The organism is Nostoc sp. C110, assembly GCF_043099725.1.
Classification (GTDB): Bacteria; Cyanobacteriota; Cyanobacteriia; order Cyanobacteriales; family Nostocaceae; genus Nostoc; species Nostoc muscorum_A.
In genome coordinates this window covers 1874499-1890929 of sequence record NZ_CP171148.1, presented here as the reverse complement: position 1 = coordinate 1890929, position 16431 = coordinate 1874499, and the positions used below count along the sequence as shown (strand labels likewise).

General features: G+C 42.6%; 14 protein-coding genes. 6 read left to right on the top strand and 8 right to left on the bottom strand.

Annotated features, from left to right (window positions below; all coding sequences use genetic code 11):
- The first annotated feature begins 188 nt into the window (after window positions 1–188).
- On the top strand, window positions 189–1223 hold the full coding sequence (locus ACFFRD_RS13705) for an isochorismatase (RefSeq protein WP_392481965.1): 1035 nt from the start codon (window positions 189–191) through the stop codon (window positions 1221–1223).
- Window positions 1224–1332: 109 nt separating this feature from the next.
- On the opposite strand, the gene ACFFRD_RS13700 is transcribed toward ACFFRD_RS13705, so the two are convergent.
- Entirely contained in the window at window positions 1333–2226 is an 894-nt protein-coding gene (locus ACFFRD_RS13700) for a LysM peptidoglycan-binding domain-containing M23 family metallopeptidase (RefSeq protein ID WP_392481964.1), read from the bottom strand.
- Between the two features lie 283 nt (window positions 2227–2509).
- Here ACFFRD_RS13700 and ACFFRD_RS13695 point away from each other — a divergent pair, with 283 nt between their 5' ends.
- A complete protein-coding gene (locus tag ACFFRD_RS13695; RefSeq protein ID WP_392481962.1) occupies window positions 2510–3718 on the top strand; it encodes an HhoA/HhoB/HtrA family serine endopeptidase in 1209 nt (402 codons plus the stop codon).
- Window positions 3719–3747: 29 nt separating this feature from the next.
- Here ACFFRD_RS13695 and ACFFRD_RS13690 read toward each other — a convergent pair whose 3' ends face one another.
- From ACFFRD_RS13690 to ispD, 3 genes are all read right to left on the bottom strand, one after another.
- On the bottom strand, window positions 3748–4095 hold the full coding sequence (locus ACFFRD_RS13690) for a DUF760 domain-containing protein (protein WP_012411319.1): 348 nt from the start codon (window positions 4093–4095) through the stop codon (window positions 3748–3750).
- 246 nt (window positions 4096–4341) lie between these two features.
- Complete coding sequence (gene scpB / locus ACFFRD_RS13685) at window positions 4342–4896, bottom strand: SMC-Scp complex subunit ScpB (protein ID WP_392481961.1); 555 nt, start codon at window positions 4894–4896, stop codon at window positions 4342–4344.
- A 181-nt stretch (window positions 4897–5077) separates the two neighbouring features.
- Window positions 5078–5761: a 2-C-methyl-D-erythritol 4-phosphate cytidylyltransferase gene (gene ispD / locus ACFFRD_RS13680; protein ID WP_392481960.1), complete on the bottom strand. Its 684-nt coding sequence runs from the start codon at window positions 5759–5761 to the stop codon at window positions 5078–5080.
- A 70-nt stretch (window positions 5762–5831) separates the two neighbouring features.
- On the opposite strand from ispD, the gene ACFFRD_RS13675 reads away from it, so the two are divergent.
- On the top strand, window positions 5832–6791 hold the full coding sequence (locus tag ACFFRD_RS13675; protein WP_114082543.1) for a glycosyltransferase family 9 protein: 960 nt from the start codon (window positions 5832–5834) through the stop codon (window positions 6789–6791).
- Window positions 6792–7033: 242 nt separating this feature from the next.
- Here the strand turns inward: ACFFRD_RS13675 and ACFFRD_RS13670 are convergent, their stop codons facing one another.
- The gene (locus ACFFRD_RS13670) at window positions 7034–7519 is read right to left on the bottom strand and encodes a CRR6 family NdhI maturation factor (protein ID WP_114082542.1); all 486 of its coding nucleotides are present in this window, start codon (window positions 7517–7519) and stop codon (window positions 7034–7036) included.
- A 752-nt stretch (window positions 7520–8271) separates the two neighbouring features.
- Here ACFFRD_RS13670 and ACFFRD_RS13665 point away from each other — a divergent pair.
- Window positions 8272–8718, top strand: a complete 447-nt coding sequence (locus ACFFRD_RS13665) for a Fur family transcriptional regulator (protein WP_392481959.1) — start codon at window positions 8272–8274, stop codon at window positions 8716–8718.
- 89 nt (window positions 8719–8807) lie between these two features.
- Here the strand turns inward: ACFFRD_RS13665 and ACFFRD_RS13660 are convergent, their stop codons facing one another.
- Window positions 8808–11813 (bottom strand): pentapeptide repeat-containing protein, encoded by a 3006-nt coding sequence (locus tag ACFFRD_RS13660; RefSeq protein WP_392481958.1) that lies wholly within the window; start codon window positions 11811–11813, stop codon window positions 8808–8810.
- A gap of 145 nt (window positions 11814–11958) precedes the next feature.
- On the opposite strand from ACFFRD_RS13660, the gene ACFFRD_RS13655 reads away from it, so the two are divergent.
- Both ACFFRD_RS13655 and ACFFRD_RS13650 read left to right on the top strand, forming a co-directional pair.
- Entirely contained in the window at window positions 11959–13734 is a 1776-nt protein-coding gene (locus ACFFRD_RS13655; protein WP_392481957.1) for a DUF3685 domain-containing protein, read from the top strand.
- 167 nt (window positions 13735–13901) lie between these two features.
- Complete coding sequence (locus tag ACFFRD_RS13650) at window positions 13902–14621, top strand: diacylglycerol/polyprenol kinase family protein (RefSeq protein ID WP_392481956.1); 720 nt, start codon at window positions 13902–13904, stop codon at window positions 14619–14621.
- Window positions 14622–14626: 5 nt separating this feature from the next.
- Here ACFFRD_RS13650 and ACFFRD_RS13645 read toward each other — a convergent pair whose 3' ends face one another.
- Window positions 14627–14935, bottom strand: coding sequence for a hypothetical protein (locus tag ACFFRD_RS13645; RefSeq protein WP_392481955.1), 309 nt, complete (start codon window positions 14933–14935; stop codon window positions 14627–14629).
- Between the two features lie 28 nt (window positions 14936–14963).
- On the bottom strand, window positions 14964–16418 hold the full coding sequence (locus ACFFRD_RS13640) for a dihydrolipoyl dehydrogenase family protein (RefSeq protein WP_392481954.1): 1455 nt from the start codon (window positions 16416–16418) through the stop codon (window positions 14964–14966).
- Window positions 16419–16431: the final 13 nt, after the last annotated feature.

Sequence of the window (16431 nt, the reverse complement as noted above, 5' to 3'; positions counted from 1 at the left end):
ACGCCCACTTACTTATCATCTTGTTCTGGAACTAAGAATATTTTTATTTATTTGCTGTATCAATAATTGGAGGTTAGGGTTGAGTAGAGTATTACTATTCAACCTATGACACCCGAAATCGTGCTTTGCTCAAAGAAGAATTCGATGAATGTCGGTAAATCATAATATAAAATCGAAAAGCTGAAATTATGAACACCCAAACAACAACCGAACTACCAATTCCCCCACACTTTAACCCCAATAAAGTAGGAGAGGTCTGGCGTGTACCTTACCAACAAATTGCTGCAACAGCTGAAACTTGGATAAAACAACATGGTATCAAACCAGCATCTTCAGACAAAAATCGTATTTGCTTATTGTTAATTGATGTTCAAAATACTTTTTGCATCCCCAACTTTGAACTATTTGTAGGTGGACAATCGGGGAATGAAGCGGTGAATGATAACGTCAGGTTGTGTGAGTTTATCTATCGCAACTTGGGAGTAATTACAAAAATTATACCTACTCTAGATACCCATACAGCAACGCAAATCTTCCATCCCATCTTTTGGGTGAATGCCGCCGGAGAACATCCTACTCCAGCAGCGACTAACATCACTTTAGCAGATATCGAACAAGGGATCTGGAAGGTTAACCCAACGGTTGCTGATAGTATTACTAATGGGGATTATGAATTATTAGAAAAACACACTTATCATTACGTTAGAAAACTCAGTCAAGATGGTAAATATCCCCTCACAATTTGGCCTTATCATTCTATGTTGGGCGGTATTGGTCATGCTTTAGTTTCATCGGTGGAGGAAGCAATATTTTTCCACAGCATTGCTCGTCAAAGCCAAACACAATTTGAAATCAAGGGTGAGAATCCTTTAACAGAAAACTATTCGATCTTACGTCCAGAGGTGTTGGAAGATTTTGAACAACGTCCACTTGGTCAAAAAAACACCCGTTTGATTAAGCAACTTTTAGAATTTGATACTGTTATTATTGGTGGTCAAGCTAAAAGTCATTGTGTCGCCTGGACAATTGACGATTTATTAACAGAAATTAAAGAGGTAGATGCTACCCTTGCTCAAAAAATCTATCTCTTAGAAGATTGCACTTCCCCCGTTGTTGTTCCAAATATTGTGGACTACACAGAACAGGCAGATGCAGCATTTGCAAGGTTTGCAGAGGCAGGAATGCACATCATAAAATCTAGCGAATTTGGGAATTGGGCATAGGGTATAGGGCATTGGGCATTGGGAATTGGGCATTTGGAATTGGGAATTGGGAATTGGGAATTGGTTATTTCCCCCTTGCTCCCTCTGCTTCCCCTGCCTCCCCGCTTCCTCATTTCTTCAAATAACCCTTTGGATCTTGTGCTACCCAACCCAAAGATGAGGTAGAACGTACTTCAAAATGGAGATGCGGTTGAGTGGAAGTTGGTTTTCCACTAGTGCCTACTGTTCCTAGTAAGTCTCCTTTTTTTACTTGCTGACCAACAGTAACCTTAATACTGTCAAGCTGGGCGTAGCGGCTTTGAAGTCCGCCACTGTGGTTAATGATGACTAACTTGCCATAAGAACCTTGGTCATTAGCAAAGGCTACGGTTCCAGGAGCGATCGCTAACACATTACTCCCAACTGGTGCTAATAAGTCAACACCACTGTGGAAGAAAACTTCACCTGTCGCCGGATTAATTTGCCATCCATAAGCTAATCCTACATTTGCAACTTGTGCCAAGGGATATCCAGACAGGGATGCACGGTTTGGTGTACCTGCATCAGTAGGTAAAGGGGACTTAGTTACAACACCATTAGGCGACCAATTTACCCCCGGAACAAACACGATTCTGGGGTCTTGTTGGCAGCCATTCACCTCAAAAAGGCTATCAGCACGAACTTTGTATTGTGCTGCCACTTGTCGCCAAGTTTGACCGCGAGGTACTTCTACTACAATCCCATTGTAGGGAGGAATTTGAAGCACACTACCAACGGTTGCGACCGCGCCATTCTGCAAAGCTGGATTCATGCCAATAATAGTTGTAGGTATGAGATTGTAGCGCTGCGCTATGCTCTCCAAAGTTTCGCCACGAACAACTTTATGGCGTTGGAAGCGAGATAGGGCTGGAATCGGGCAACCACCTACAGCAGCGTTAGCACTGTTCAAGTTTGGCAGTATGCTTACTAGGCCCAAGGCGCTAACTAGGCTACAGAGAAACAGTTGACGAAAGGGTAAAGTCATGTATATAGATCAAGAGCGCATTAACTTTAAATTTTAGATGGAGAGTGTGGGAAGTGGGGAGATCGGGGGGCAGGGGGGAACTGGGACAAGGGGACAAGGGGACAAGGGGCGAGAACTTGAAACAAGTCTTTCCCCTTGTCCCCAATTCTCCTTGTCCCCAAGTCCTCTTCCCAATTCCCAATGCCCAATACTTAATTCCTCGTAAATTGATCTGTCCACTTGCCGTTAGCTTGACTACACTTAGAAATTAGCAACTGCATTGTTGTCCTTAAGCAGAATTGTTATGAAGTTATCTTTAAAGCAACTAGGTGTTTATTTGTTCTTAGTGGTATTTGGCTGTGGTGCAGGTTTGTTTGGCAGTCGCTATCTCCTGCTACAAAATTCCTCATTCCAACAGTTAAGAAATGTAACAATGGCTTCGCCTCCAGAATCTGTAGTGCCAAATTCTCCTAGCGGAGTAATTGGGGCTACTGGAGGCGATAATGTGAATTTTATTGCGACGGCAGTGCAAAAAGTTGGCCCGGCTGTAGTGCGAATTAATGCCACTCGCAAAGTTGCTAATCCCATCTCTGATGCCTTAAAAAATCCACTCTTACGGCGATTTTTTGGAGAGGATGAGCAACCAATGCCTGAAGAACGGATTGAGCGCGGTACAGGATCGGGATTTATTTTGAGCGAGGATGGGGAATTACTCACTAACGCTCATGTAGTAGCAGATACAGACACAGTACAAGTCACCCTCAAGGATGGTCGAAGTTTAGAGGGGAAGGTGGTAGGAGTTGATTCTGTGACAGATGTGGCAGTGGTGAAAATAAAAGCGAATCATTTACCAACTGTAAAACTGGGCAATTCACAAAACTTAATACCAGGACAGTGGGCGATCGCAATTGGCAACCCTCTGGGTTTAGATAATACTGTCACTATCGGCATTATCAGCGCTACCGATCGCACCAGCACTCAAGTTGGTGTACCAGATAAGCGAGTCAGCTTTATCCAAACTGATGCCGCAATTAACCCTGGTAATTCCGGTGGTCCCTTATTAAACGCTCAAGGCGAAGTGATTGGTGTTAATACTGCCATCCGCGCTGATGCTCAAGGACTCGGTTTTGCGATCCCCATTGAAACCGCCGCCCGCATTGCCAATGAACTTTTTACCAAAGGGCGTGTAGAACATCCCTTTTTGGGTGTTGAAATGGCAGACCTTTCTCCCATCAAAAAACAGCAGATTAATCAAGAAAATCAACTGAACATTCAGCAGGATGTTGGGATTGTGATTAAAGGAGTTACAGGCGATTCCCCAGCCAAGCGCGGAGGATTGCTTCCTGGAGACGTGATTCAAAAAGTTAATGGTAAACCAGTCAAAACCTCGGCCCAAGTTCAAAAGCTGGTAGAGTCCAGCAAAGTTGGGGACATAATAGCTATCGAGGTCAATCGTAGCGGGAAAATTCAAACCTTCAAAGTACAATCAGGAGCTTATCCTGAAAGGAAGTAGTCAATAGTCCCAGAATGTTTGACTATTGACTATTGACCATTAGACAAATGCTCTAACTGCATTCTTTGTTCCATCTGGCGCAGAAAATACCCCGTCATCATGGCCGACGCTAGAAGCCCAGCTAAGTTATCCCGATCTGTTGTAATTTGCACGTTGAAATTTTCTGCCGGGAGCATTCCCACTAGCCCTTGGACATTTTGCGAGATGATTTGTTTAATTTCAGGGCTGGCGGATTGAGCAATCCTCGCTAGAACATCAGGAGACTGATGTTGTAGATATTTGAGTAACTGATTGGGGTATTCCTCAGCGTGGTCGGAAAGAAGTTGATTGGGGTGTTCCTCGGAGTTGTCATTTAAAAAGTCAGGATTAAACACCATTGGCAGTTTTATTTAGCTTAATTGCTAACTCTACTCTAAACCATAGTACAAGGCTAGCGCATTCACCACGGGTATAAGTCATTGGGATTGGGGATTGGGGATTGGGGATTGGGGATTGGGGATTGGGGATTGGGGAGTAGGGATTGGGTATTGGGAATTGGCATGAAGAAGAGACAAGGAAGAGACTTATTTCAATAACTCCCCCTTGTCCTCCTTGTCTCCCTCATCTTCCCCATTCCCCATTCCCTATTCCCCACTCCCTACTCCCTTTAGTTCTAGTTCTAGTTCTAGTTCTAGTTCTAGTTGTTCTTCCTTTTGGTTGTTGGAAAGTATTTGTGGGAGTTGTTCGATTTGAAAATACTGATGAAATTTTGGGGTTACTTGGAGTGAGTAGGAGCGAGAATCGCTGTCTCGGCGTTTGCGGATAAAACCAAGTTCTACGAGTTCGGGAACGTGTTGATATACTCCTGAACCGCGCAAGTTAATTAAGTCGCTCTGGAGTATAGGACTATTGAGGGCGATCGCAGCTAAAGTCCGCAATGCACCTACACCCAATTCTACTGGTATCATCGTTTGCACTAAATCCTGAAAATCAGACCGTAGTTGCAAACTGTAACCATCAGGGGTTTCTATTACCTCTAGGGCGCTATCTCGGTGGGCATAATTGTCCATGAGTTCAATTATGCCTTCTTTGACAGTGGCGCGATCGCACGCTGCATACTCGGCGATTTCGCCGAGCGACAAGGGTTTACCCTTTAAATAGAGAATTGCTTCTATCTTCGTCGCTGTGGCTGTAATCATTTAGTCATTTGTCATTGGTCATTAGTCATTAGTCATTGGTCATTAGTACATGACAACTAATAATCAACAAGTGTGTGGCATTATATCGTAAATTGTCAAAATATTGTTAGCCCTCAAATTTGGCATTGGGCATTGGACGTTAGTTCATTTTTTATTCCCCCCATTCCCCATTCCCAATTCCTCAAAAGCCTCTAGTTGTAAGAATAAATTCTGCGATCGCTAAATCTTGTGGAGTCGTCACTTTTAAATTTGTCTCTTCTCCCTCGACAATTCGGACTTCGATGCCGCACTTTTCAAATAAAGCGGCATCGTCAGTTACTTCCCAACCTTGACGGACTCCCTCAGCGTGGCACTGTTTCAACAACTTGACATCAAATCCTTGGGGAGTTTGTGCCGCCCACAATTTTTGTCTGTCGGGTGTTTCTTGAATTATGCCTTGTTCATCAACAACTTTGATGGTGTCTTTGACGGGTACACCAGCAATTAAACCGGGACAGTGGCGAATGGCTTGGGCACAAGAGTTAAATAAATCTGGTGTGGCGAGACATCTAGCGCCATCGTGAATCAACACTTGTTCTGCGGCTAGTGGCAAAGCCTGCAAGCCGTTGTAAACAGATTCTTGACGCGTGGAGCCGCCTTGAATAAATTCCACTGGTTTAGTGAGCTTGAGATCGGCGATAATTGCTCTGAAGTCTGGCCAATCAGTAGGTTGAGAAATAATCCCGATCCAACTGATTGTATTGGCGGCTTCTGCGGCTAATAGAGTCCAAGCAATAATTGGTTGCGATCGCACTTTCAGCAGGAGTTTATTGCGGTTACTACCCATTCTTTTTCCGATTCCCGCAGCTGGAATTAGTAAATACACAGAATTCCTCAATCTTTAAGCTATATATTTTCCCCTAAAATAGGGAGCGAGTTAAGCGTCAATAAATATTATGCGAGTAGTAGCCCTTGTACCTGGCGGAATTGGCGACCAAATTCTCTTCTTTCCGACTCTAGATGACCTGAAGCGCAATTACCCTGACGCTCAAATAGATGTCGTTGTTGAACCCCGGTCAAAGGCTGCCTACCGAGTGAGCAAGTCAGTTCACGAGGTGCTGAACTTTGATTTTAACGACCGTAATAGTCTGGCAGATTGGGGTAACTTGGTGGGGACAATTCGCGATCGCGAATACGATGTTGTGATTGTTGTTAAGCAAATTTGGTTGCTTAGTCTTTTGCTCTGGTTGACGGGAATTCCCATACGTATTGGCTACAAAGGCAATGGTTCGGTTTTTCTGACCCACACTGTGCCATTTAAAGCATCCCAGTATGCGGCGGCAGCATATCACGATTTGCTGCAACCATTGGAAATAAATAGTCCTGTCCCAGAGTTAGCAGTAAATGTGCCCAAACCAGATATTGAGTGGGCACAAAAAGAACAGAAACGCTTAGGGGTGCATGAAACAGGCTATATCTTGATTCATGGCAGTTCTGGCCAGTTATCCCAGGCTAAAGAACTGGATAAAATCTACCCTGTCGAAAGTTGGCATCAAATTATTCAAGGTTTCCAAGACAAGCAGCCTGAACTGCCTGTGGTGGTTGTTAAGGGAATTGGCGATGAACAGTTTGTGCGATCGCTTCTGGGGTCTTCTCCAGATATCAAAGTGACTGCCCCAGATGATATTGGCAAGTTAACTGCTATGATCGCCGGGGCAAATTTGATGTTGTCTACTGATAGTCCGGCACTACAACTGAGTGTTGCAGTCCAAACCTATACCATCGCCCTATTTGGGCCCACCGATCCAGCTAAATTGTTGCCGAAAAACGATAAATTCCTGGCCATTGCATCCCCCACGGGAAAAACAGCGGATGTTTCACCAAACGCAGTTTTAGAGAAAATCTGGGGTGGCTAAACCAGCAGTTTGTCCCAATTTCTGCAATTAGTCTATTGGATATCTAATGTAGTCATGCGTTTGTTGAATGACCGCAAAACCTGGTTGTGACAGCTAGATTTTGCGGTTATTTCAGTATTTAAAGAAGAATTCAGAATTCAGAAGTCAGAATTCAGAATCAAGACGTTCTCTATGAGACGCTACGCTATCCACCAGTCGCTTAACCCTGTTCTGAATTCTGGCTCCTGACTCCTGAATTCTTATTAAAATATCTCAAAAAAAGCATCATCTAATTCATAACCCAGCATTTGAGCCATAGACTTTAACCGCGAGAGGCTGGGGATATCCTGCTGTTTGAGCCAATCACCTAAAACAAAAATTTTGTGCATCAAAAATATTTCTAAGGCTTCAGGATTGTACTGAATGCCATCTTGGGAACTGAACTGGTGTGGTACTAGCATGGCGGCATAACGAGCAAATTCTCCAGCTTTCCAATCTAGTAAAAATGCTAACCAGGGGTATTTGGCATCTAGGCGCACAAACCACAGCCGTATTTCTGGAATTTCTGAGAGTTCCCGTGGATCGCCAGGTTCGAGATCGTAATTGATATCAAAGCGTAGTTGCTGTTCATGGGATGCAGCCCCATCTTGCAGCATTTGTTCAATCACCGTTGAGGCAGGTGACAGATCCAGATTGTTAATGAAGTCATTATTGAGTGCGATCGCAATTGTCTTTGACTCAGCAGCCACTTTCTTTTTGCTCAACTTTAGGATCGACAATCTACAGTAGCAGCTTTCAGGGATTGACGCTACATTGACTTTGAGAAATTAATTGGTATTTACTAATACTTTTTTGCTAATAATTTTGGTCAACCTATACAAGGTTTAGAAATAAATCTGACCTTCTCAAGTTTATTTGATACTTTTAATTAGTTTTTGCTGTTTATAAAAAATATCTGTCTAGTTGCTAGCTTTGATATCATCCGCTAGCGATACCTGCGGCGGTCACTGAGCTTTGTCGTTCGCGCAACGTCTCGTAGAGAAGTGCGGGCTACACCTACACTTCTCACGTATATGGGATATTTCTACAGTTAAATATTACTTTCATAACTGCGAAAAATACCCGTATCTAACTAAAAAATTACTACATCGTTTACATATAGGACTCATATTTGATTTTTGAATAAACTCTGTACAACTCAAAAAGCCTTCTTTCCTATTGCCTCTTGCCTATTGCCTCTAGGCAACACCTGCCCCAAAGTGGACATTTCCAGCAATTTTAAGTTAAAGTTGTAATGAGTTTGTTTTAGATTAAGGTCTGACAAAGTAGCCATCAGCAAGCAAAAAATAGATCGTTATTTATCGCCACCTGTTACTTCCGAAGCATCACAAGCCAAAACACAAGTACAGGTAGAACAATGGTGTGCAATATTATTGCATATATTAAATAAACAATAAAAATTGAAGTGGGAAAATTCCCTTAACAGTTAACAAGCTGTAATATGCAAAAACAAACAATTTCAACAAAACCAATTCGTTCTCTAGAAGATGCGCTAGATAGGTGTCAAATCCTGGGTATGCGCGTCAGTCGTCAGCGTCGCTTTATTTTGGAATTACTTTGGCAAGCAAATGAACATCTTTCTGCTAGAGAGATTTACGATCGCTTGAACCAAGAAGGTAAAGAGATCGGCCATACCTCTGTTTATCAAAATTTAGAAGCATTATCCAGTCAAGGCATTATTGAATGTATTGAGCGCTGTGATGGCCGTTTGTATGGCAATATAAGTGACTCTCACAGTCATATTAACTGTGTCGATACAAATCAAATTCTTGATGTTCATGTGGAACTACCAGAAGATTTGCTCCGCAAAATTGAAGAAGAAACAGGAGTGCGAATTACTGACTACAGTATTAACTTTATTGGCTACCGTAATCCTGAAGAAGGGTAGGGAGCAGGGGAAGCAGGGGAGGCAGGGGGAGCAGAGGGAGCAAGGGAGAAATAACCAATGCCTATTCCCTATTCCCTATTCCCTATTTCCTATTCCTCAATAGAGTTATTGCCAAAAACTGTTTCATCATCGACATCATCATCGTAGAAACCTACGGGTAAAATTGTGCCTTCGGAGCTTTCAATTAACCCGCTCAGAGGGGGTTTATTCCAATTTTTATCTGTGTTTGGCGTAACTTGGATAGTGTTTAAGAAGGGTTGTTGCGATCGCAAATTTTTCAGTCTTTGAAACGACTCTTTAGAGAAAAAGGCACCATTATCAGCAGCTAATTTTTTACCAGCCTCAGTAAGGATGGCATCAAAGAAGCAGGCTTTGGTGAGATCGGCTGAATTAAGATTTGCTCCTGTAAGGTTAGCTTGTTGAAGATTTGCACCTGTCAGGTTTGCCTGTTCGAGGTTTACGTCTGTAAGGTTAGCTTGTTGAAGGTTTGCGCCTGTGAGATTAGCCTGTTGCAAATTGGCTCCAGCCAAATTAGTCCCAATTAACTCCGTATTGGATAAGTTTGTCTGCTCAAGATTTATCCCAGTTAACATTACTTGCAACAAAGAGGCTCCCGATAAATTGAGTCCAGCCAGAGACTTGATTCGGGTTGCAAAGGCACTTTTGTGGAGAACGCTTGTTCTAGCAATTAGCGCACTTAAAGCCTCTGGATTGAATTCTGCTAAATTGAGCGGATTCCCACAAGGCCAAAAAGGGATTTTGGTTTCTCGGTAACAAGCACAAAGCAATAAAAATACATTCAATCCCACAGCAGCATTGACTTGCTCAACATTCACGGGGTTTTGTAGTGTGTGGAAATGAGTCCAAGCTTTATGGGCTATCCCTTCATCTAACCAATAGCCTTGACAGTAAGCACGCCAGAAAGACAAAAGACGTTGAAATAAAACTTCAAAAGAAAACTTGTGCTTTTGTTCGCGGCGTAAAATTGCGATCGCCAGTTCTTCAATTTCCTGGCTCAATATTCCATAACCTAGTAAATTATAAATATGCTGGGCAACGCTACTGGGAGAATCTACTACAAAAGTGAGGGAACCATAAGCCTCATTTTGGCACTGAGTTAATAATTTCAACTCAGCAGTCACAGCCTTAGCACAAAGAAATTCTCCTAACTTAATATGCGAAAACTCAATTAAACTAGTTTTTTCTGAGCTTTCTAAGTCCCGAATTTTAAAATAAAATCCTGGTAAATTGTTAAATTCACCAGCCAAATTAATTTGATGACGTTGTGAGTGTAAAATTTTCAGAGCGATCGCTTGCATCTGATCGAGTAAATCTTGGGGATGACGATTAGTAAGTAAATTAGCGATCGCTTCTGGAGTCCGGTGGATATGAGCCGATCCTGAGCGCAGCAGCATCGTTTTAATCCCACCAGTTAGCGGATAACCCAACAACCATCGACTTAAGCGATGATAAATTTCCCATACCACAGAAGACTTTGGGGTATTAACAGCTAGTTGTAATACTTCATCATTTAGCAGTCCTTCACGGTGTAAAATCCCCAATAAATGCAACATTAGGGGTTGACGAACAAGGGTAGATAATTCTGAAAACCTTGATTGGCTGGCAAATAAGCCTGACTGTTTTAAGAATGTAAAGAAATTTTGAGCGATCGCCAACGATTGTACTTTTGCCCACTGCTGAAACCATTGTTTGAATTCGTCCACATCCAACGGTTGAATGATAATTCGCTTCAATGATAGGGGGATCTCTGGGGCGATTTCCTGTAATGTTGTTGAGCGGCTCGTTAACACAATTTTGTGTCTATGTTGAGATTGGAAGTTCAGTAGTTGCTGAACAAAAATTGCTTTTGCCCTTACACCATAAGCAGAAGGGGGCAGTTCATCCAAACCATCCAGCAGCAACAGACAAGGAATATTTTCTTGCTCTAACCAGGTTGAAAGATTAACATCAAAAGCAGAATTTAGAGTTTCGATTAAAGTTTTGCCATATTTTACATCCCTTAACCTAATTACTATAGGCATCCAAATAGGGTAAACTTCTTGCGCTATCTCTGCTGCCCAAAGTTGGCAAAAACTGGTTTTTCCAAAACCAGGTTCCGACTCAATGACAGCGATCGTTTCTAAATCAGCTAGCTGTTGCTGCGCCCATGTTTTTAAATCAACTGACTTAACAGCTTTTTTATCCACATCAGAAATACTTTCCTCTATTGGTAAGCCTTTTTGTGGCACATAGATATCCTTGAGGGTAAAGGATTCTATAAGTAAAGGCATACTGAGGTTTTTAATCAAACTTGCACGGTAATGTTCTCGGTGCAAGTCAATTTTCTCACCAACTGTAGCACCAGCTTCTGGAGCGATAAAACTGGGGGCTAATGAAATTCCCAAACGGAAAAACTTTTGCAGTTGGGCTAAAGGGGCAGCATTTTCAGTAACCACTACGAGTATGTCACCAGGAAGTGAGTGAACTAAACGCTGTGTTAAGAGTTTAGCTTCATATTCTTCTGCACCATTGGCAACAAACCAAGCGATGACAGCATGATTTATTTGTTGCACCAGTAAAGAATCTGCAATCAGAGACAGTGCTTGTTCCGCTTGTGTATCAGTTAATTTACCTGGGCTGAGAGTTTTCAGCAATCCTTGCAATTGCGAATCTTGGAGGATGAGTTTACCAACGTCTTCTTTAAGTACTTGTGCTTGGATTGGTATACTTGCCCGATCTAACCACGGTCTTTTTAGGCTTGCTTCCTGCTCTAGAATTGCTTGCAAAGCTTGAAGATAGGCAATTTGGAACGCTAGCCATGTGCCCTCGTTACGTTTTAACGGTTTTTTCTGGCTGAGGCTACGCAACAGGTTTTGTGTTAACTGCGAAATCAGACTGATTTCTTCCCAAACAATCCCTAAAGGCAGTTCTAAAACCTCTACCAAGGTACAGATATCAAAAGGCATGAGGCTTTTGACTTCCATATCCTGAACAATCCGGTAGGCAATACCTGCCAATTGCCCCGCCGAAAATCCTCTGATTTGATTGATTGCGATATAGCGTTCTGCTAACCAGTTCCGAATACTCAAGTTCATTTAATTACACAGTGACAGCTGCTCATGGCAATTATGATCGATTTATTCAGTTTGCGAAAACAGGTAACAATAGGTGGAGACAAAGTTTTGTATCAAAGCTGTTTTCTGATTGGTAAAAAACAGTGCTTGTGTAATTGAGTAGACTATGAGCGATCGCCCTTTAAAATTATTGTTATTCGACCAAGACCCAATTTTTCGTTTGGGATTACGGGTAGCTTTGGAAGCAATTCCGAACCTGGAAGTAACAGGAGTAGTAGAAACTGATACCACTGCCTTGCAGATTTTAGCAGAAATTGCCCAAGAAGACCCTAAGCAGGTGAATTTGGTCGTTTTAGAATTCGGTAATGGTCGCTCCATCACCAGCCAGCAGCTAGGTTTACAATTCTGTCGGCAACTCAAAGCCTTATATCCCAACCTGCCAATTCTGCTTCTTAGTTCTGTGCAAGAACAAGGACTGCTATTAGCGGCGAAATCTATTGGTGTAAATGGCTACTGCCCCAAGGGTACACTACTTCCTGAGTTAGTCGCTGCTATGCAAGAAGTTGCAGATGGTGGTGAATATTGGTTTCGAAACACGGAAGCGATCGCAACTCCTAACTCCTCACTCCCTAATAGAGATGCGATTAATCGCATCTCTCCCAACTCCCCACTCCCTTTTTATAGACAGCGAAATAATTTACGTTTGTCAGGAATTGCTTACATTGACGTTACCCTAGCCGCAGTCACAGCACAATTACAAGTTCCTGGATTAGCAGTATTAGATCGGGCAGTTTTAGCTGGACAGAGGCGAGAACTTCTAGCGGCTCGTTGGTTGCTAAATCGGTTGTTAGTTTCATCACAAGAAAGGCAAGAGGAAGATATTCCGGTTGCTGATGGGCCACCTTTTACCCCTTCATTGAGTAGTGCCATTCAGCCACGGCAAACTGTTTTACCTTTACTTAGTCTAGGAACAGTACAATTTAACTTGTTTGCATCTTGCATTACCAAACTTCAATTTCCTTTAAGAAATGTCACAGATGTCCCTTTAGAAATTGACATCTTTCGTGAAGATAAAAAGCGGGAATTGCTTTATCTGATTCTACAAAAATTGACTGAACAGTTGGATGAACTGCGTGCTTCTCAACTCGACGTGAATCAATTATATGAGGTAAAAAATATCTTGTTGCGTGATTTATGGGAAGTAGCAATTACAAATTTTTTTGGGAAATTTTCTCGAATTAAAATAGGGAATCGAAATATAGAAATTGTTAATTTATTACTGCAAAATATAGAAGTTGTGCAAAGAGATATTCTCAACAAAATTCCGCTAGTTTTTGAGTTATATTCTTATTTAATCTTTCAAACAGAATTGAGAATTGATAATACGTCATATCCTGTATTAGGTACTGAAGCGAAGTCCCAATCATTAATGATTTTAGAGAACTTATTGATTCAGGTAGCGAATGGAGTAGTACAACCACTGTTAAATTCGTTAGCAGATGTGGAAATCATGAAGCAAAATTTATATTGCAGGGAATTTATTTCCACCAGAGAAATTGAACGTTTTAGAAATGATTTATCGTGGAAGTATCGTCTAATTAATTATATAGATGAGCCAAAAGCGGTTTTTGAAAGTCGCTACGATCTATTTGTTATTGCCCCTCGTGGTATTGCCAAAACTTCAGTTTATGCTCCTCGGAATCAGGAGTTAGCAAAACTTTCTAATATTCCTTTAATAGTGACTTTACTTTTAGAATTTAGTGATGCGATCGCACCGCGTTTAAAATCACTATTATCTTTTTTAGGTAGCGGTATAGTCTTCATCCTTACCCAAATAATTGGTCGTGGTTTAGGTTTAATCGGTCGTGGTATTCTTCAAGGTATTGGTAGCGTTTCGTTACTAGAAAAGAATCTGAGACGAAATAGCGATCGCACTAAGTGAAGAAGGAAGGGGGCAGGGGAGCAGGGAGCAGGGGGAGATGAGGGAGACAAGGGGACAAGGGGACAAGAGGTGAGAACTTGAAACAAGTCTTTCTCCTTGTCCCCAAGTCCTCTTCCCAATGGCCAATGCCCAATGACCAATGACAAATGACAAATGACAAATGACCAATGACAAATGACCTTATCGGGCTAGCAATTTCCTATATTTACGCGATTAGTCTACTTGTGATTGGCGAGGGACTGCGTAGGCTGTTTGATGTAAAGCCGGATTTGACCCGCAAAGTGATCCATATTGGTGCAGGGATGTGGGTTTTCGGTGTCCTGCTATTGTTTAATCGCTGGGAAATCGGAATCATACCTTTTGCCACCTTTATAGGACTCAACTACCTGTTCTACCGCTACCGATTCATTGGGGCAATGGATACTCAGGATAGCTCACCTGGTACAGTTTATTTCGCTATCTCAGTGACATTGCTTTTCGGACTACTGTGGCGACCAGACGGGCCAGTAGATAGCGTTGCGATCGCTGTTGCTGGGATAATGGCGATGACCTGGGGTGATGCACTAGCAGCATTAATCGGTAGACGCTTCGGGCAGCATAAATACCAAGTAGGAAATTCAGTGCGTTCCTGGGAAGGTTCGGCAGCAATGTTTGTGGCGAGTACGGTAGTGATTTTCTTGGTGCTGTTGCTGCTACCTGGTTCATCACTAAGTCCTCTAGGAACGCCTTTAACTTTAGGGTTAGCATTGTTGACAGCGGTGGTAGCTGCTACTTTCGCCACCCTAGTAGAGGCAGTCTCACCCCACGGCACAGATAACCTCAGTGTGCCTTTAGTCACGGCTGGCGTAGTGTGGGTAATAAAACAAAATCTTTACCTGTTCTCTTAAAATTTTCAAAATTCCGAGTTCAAAGGTGCAACTTCCGTGTTCAAAGGTGCAACTTCCGTGTTCAAAGGTGCAACTTCCGAGTTCAGAGGCTCAACTTCCGAGTTCAGAGGTGCAACTTCCGAGTTCAGAGGTGCAACTTCCGAGTTCAGAGGTGCAACTTCCGTGTTCAGAGGCTCGACTTCCGAGTTCAGAGGCTCGACTTCCGAGTTCAAAGGCTCGACTTCCGAGTTCAAAGGCTCGACTTCCGAGTTCAAAGGCTCGACTTCCGAGTTCAGAGGCTCAACTTCCGAGTTCAGAGCTAGTAATGAATACAAAACTCACCTTGACAGCGCCACTTTACACTCATAAATTCCAATTGCGGCGGAAATGGAAGAAACCTTCTAAAAACTCTTGCCAAGCAATATCGCTATTTAACTTCTGCTTACTCCATTCTCTTGCAGCTTGTTCCAGAATTTCTGAGAAACTGGGATAGACAGGAGATAGATTTGCTAAATCTTTAACTTTAATTTTTTGGGACATTGCTAAGGCAATCAAATTAATCAATTCTCCAGCTTCTGCCCCTAATATCGAAGCTCCCACAATTTCGCCATTGCGTAGCACAATTAATTTACACATACCAGTGGTTTCGTCCCGAAGTTGCGCTGCTGCCACTGTTTTAAAATATTGACGCAAAACTAAAACTTCATCTCGACTAAATAGACGTTTTGCCTGTGCCTCTGTCAAACCCACTTGCGCCACCATCGGCACAGAAAACATTGCCCAAGGAATGGAGCGATAATTTACTCGTAATCTGGGGAAAAAGAGTGCATTTTTTAGGGCAATTTTTGCTTCATAATTAGCGATATTGGCAAAGTCGTAACCACCAATTACATCACCACAAGCGTAAATGCGGTGGTTAGTGGTTTGTAGTTTATCATTTACCACTAAACTACGCTGATGCCATTTCACGCTTACCGTTGCCAAATTTAGGGATTCAATATTCGGCTGTTGTCCAGTCGCCACTAAAATTTCATCAGTTTCAATGGCTTTATCTCCTGCTTGAATCCACTTTTTATCCTCAATTAGCCTCACCTGAGTTACTGGTTTATCGGTGAGGACGCGCACACCTTCGACTTCCAACTGTGCCTGAAGCAATATGGCTATTTCATGGTCAATATGGGAGAGAACATAAGGATGCTTGACTACTAGCGTCACACTGCAACCAAATCGCGCTAAAGTTTGAGCAATTTCAATGCTTTGAGGAGTTCCACCGATAATTACCCAATTTTTGGGTAATGTCTCTCCCTGTAAAGATTGCCAAATATTAGAAAGGGTTAGATAGCCAGTACCTTGCAATCCCTCAATCTCTGGAATTTCTGGACGCGAACCACTCGCTAGCAAATAAGTACGGGCGTGTAATAGGCGATTGTTAACGGCAAAAGCCAGTTGGGGCGAAGATTGAAATTGACCACTGCCAACAATCACATCTACCCCCAGCGCGGCTAGGACGGCGGGAGAATGCTGTTCTTTGAGATTTGCGGCGACGCATTGAGCATACAGCATCGCTTCTTGCCATGCCATAGATATGTGGCATTCTTCTGAAATATTAGTCTTTGTGGCATGAATACCAAAACTAGCGGCATCATTCAACTTCTGCGCCAGTTTACCGATTTCGGTAAGAGCATGGTGATGAGTAAACCCATAGTCTACTTTAGGTTCCACCAAGGCAACCGTAGCACGTAGTTGGGTTGCAGCAAGAGCAGCGTAGTATCCAGCAAGACTGCCGCCAATAATTACAACATCGTAGTCAATTGTCATTTGTCATTTGTCA

Coding starts and splice junctions, on each gene's coding strand:
- ACFFRD_RS13675 (WP_114082543.1), top strand. CDS start 5,832: ATGCGAGTAGTAGCCCTTGTACCTGGCGGAATTGGCGACCAAATTCTC.
- ACFFRD_RS13655 (WP_392481957.1), top strand. CDS start 11,959: ATGAGCGATCGCCCTTTAAAATTATTGTTATTCGACCAAGACCCAATT.
- ACFFRD_RS13695 (WP_392481962.1), top strand. CDS start 2,510: ATGAAGTTATCTTTAAAGCAACTAGGTGTTTATTTGTTCTTAGTGGTA.
- ACFFRD_RS13640 (WP_392481954.1), bottom strand. CDS start 16,418: ATGACAATTGACTACGATGTTGTAATTATTGGCGGCAGTCTTGCTGGA.
- ACFFRD_RS13690 (WP_012411319.1), bottom strand. CDS start 4,095: ATGGTGTTTAATCCTGACTTTTTAAATGACAACTCCGAGGAACACCCC.
- ACFFRD_RS13660 (WP_392481958.1), bottom strand. CDS start 11,813: ATGAACTTGAGTATTCGGAACTGGTTAGCAGAACGCTATATCGCAATC.
- scpB (WP_392481961.1), bottom strand. CDS start 4,896: ATGATTACAGCCACAGCGACGAAGATAGAAGCAATTCTCTATTTAAAG.
- ACFFRD_RS13665 (WP_392481959.1), top strand. CDS start 8,272: ATGCAAAAACAAACAATTTCAACAAAACCAATTCGTTCTCTAGAAGAT.
- ACFFRD_RS13705 (WP_392481965.1), top strand. CDS start 189: ATGAACACCCAAACAACAACCGAACTACCAATTCCCCCACACTTTAAC.
- ACFFRD_RS13650 (WP_392481956.1), top strand. CDS start 13,902: ATGACAAATGACCTTATCGGGCTAGCAATTTCCTATATTTACGCGATT.
- ACFFRD_RS13700 (WP_392481964.1), bottom strand. CDS start 2,226: ATGACTTTACCCTTTCGTCAACTGTTTCTCTGTAGCCTAGTTAGCGCC.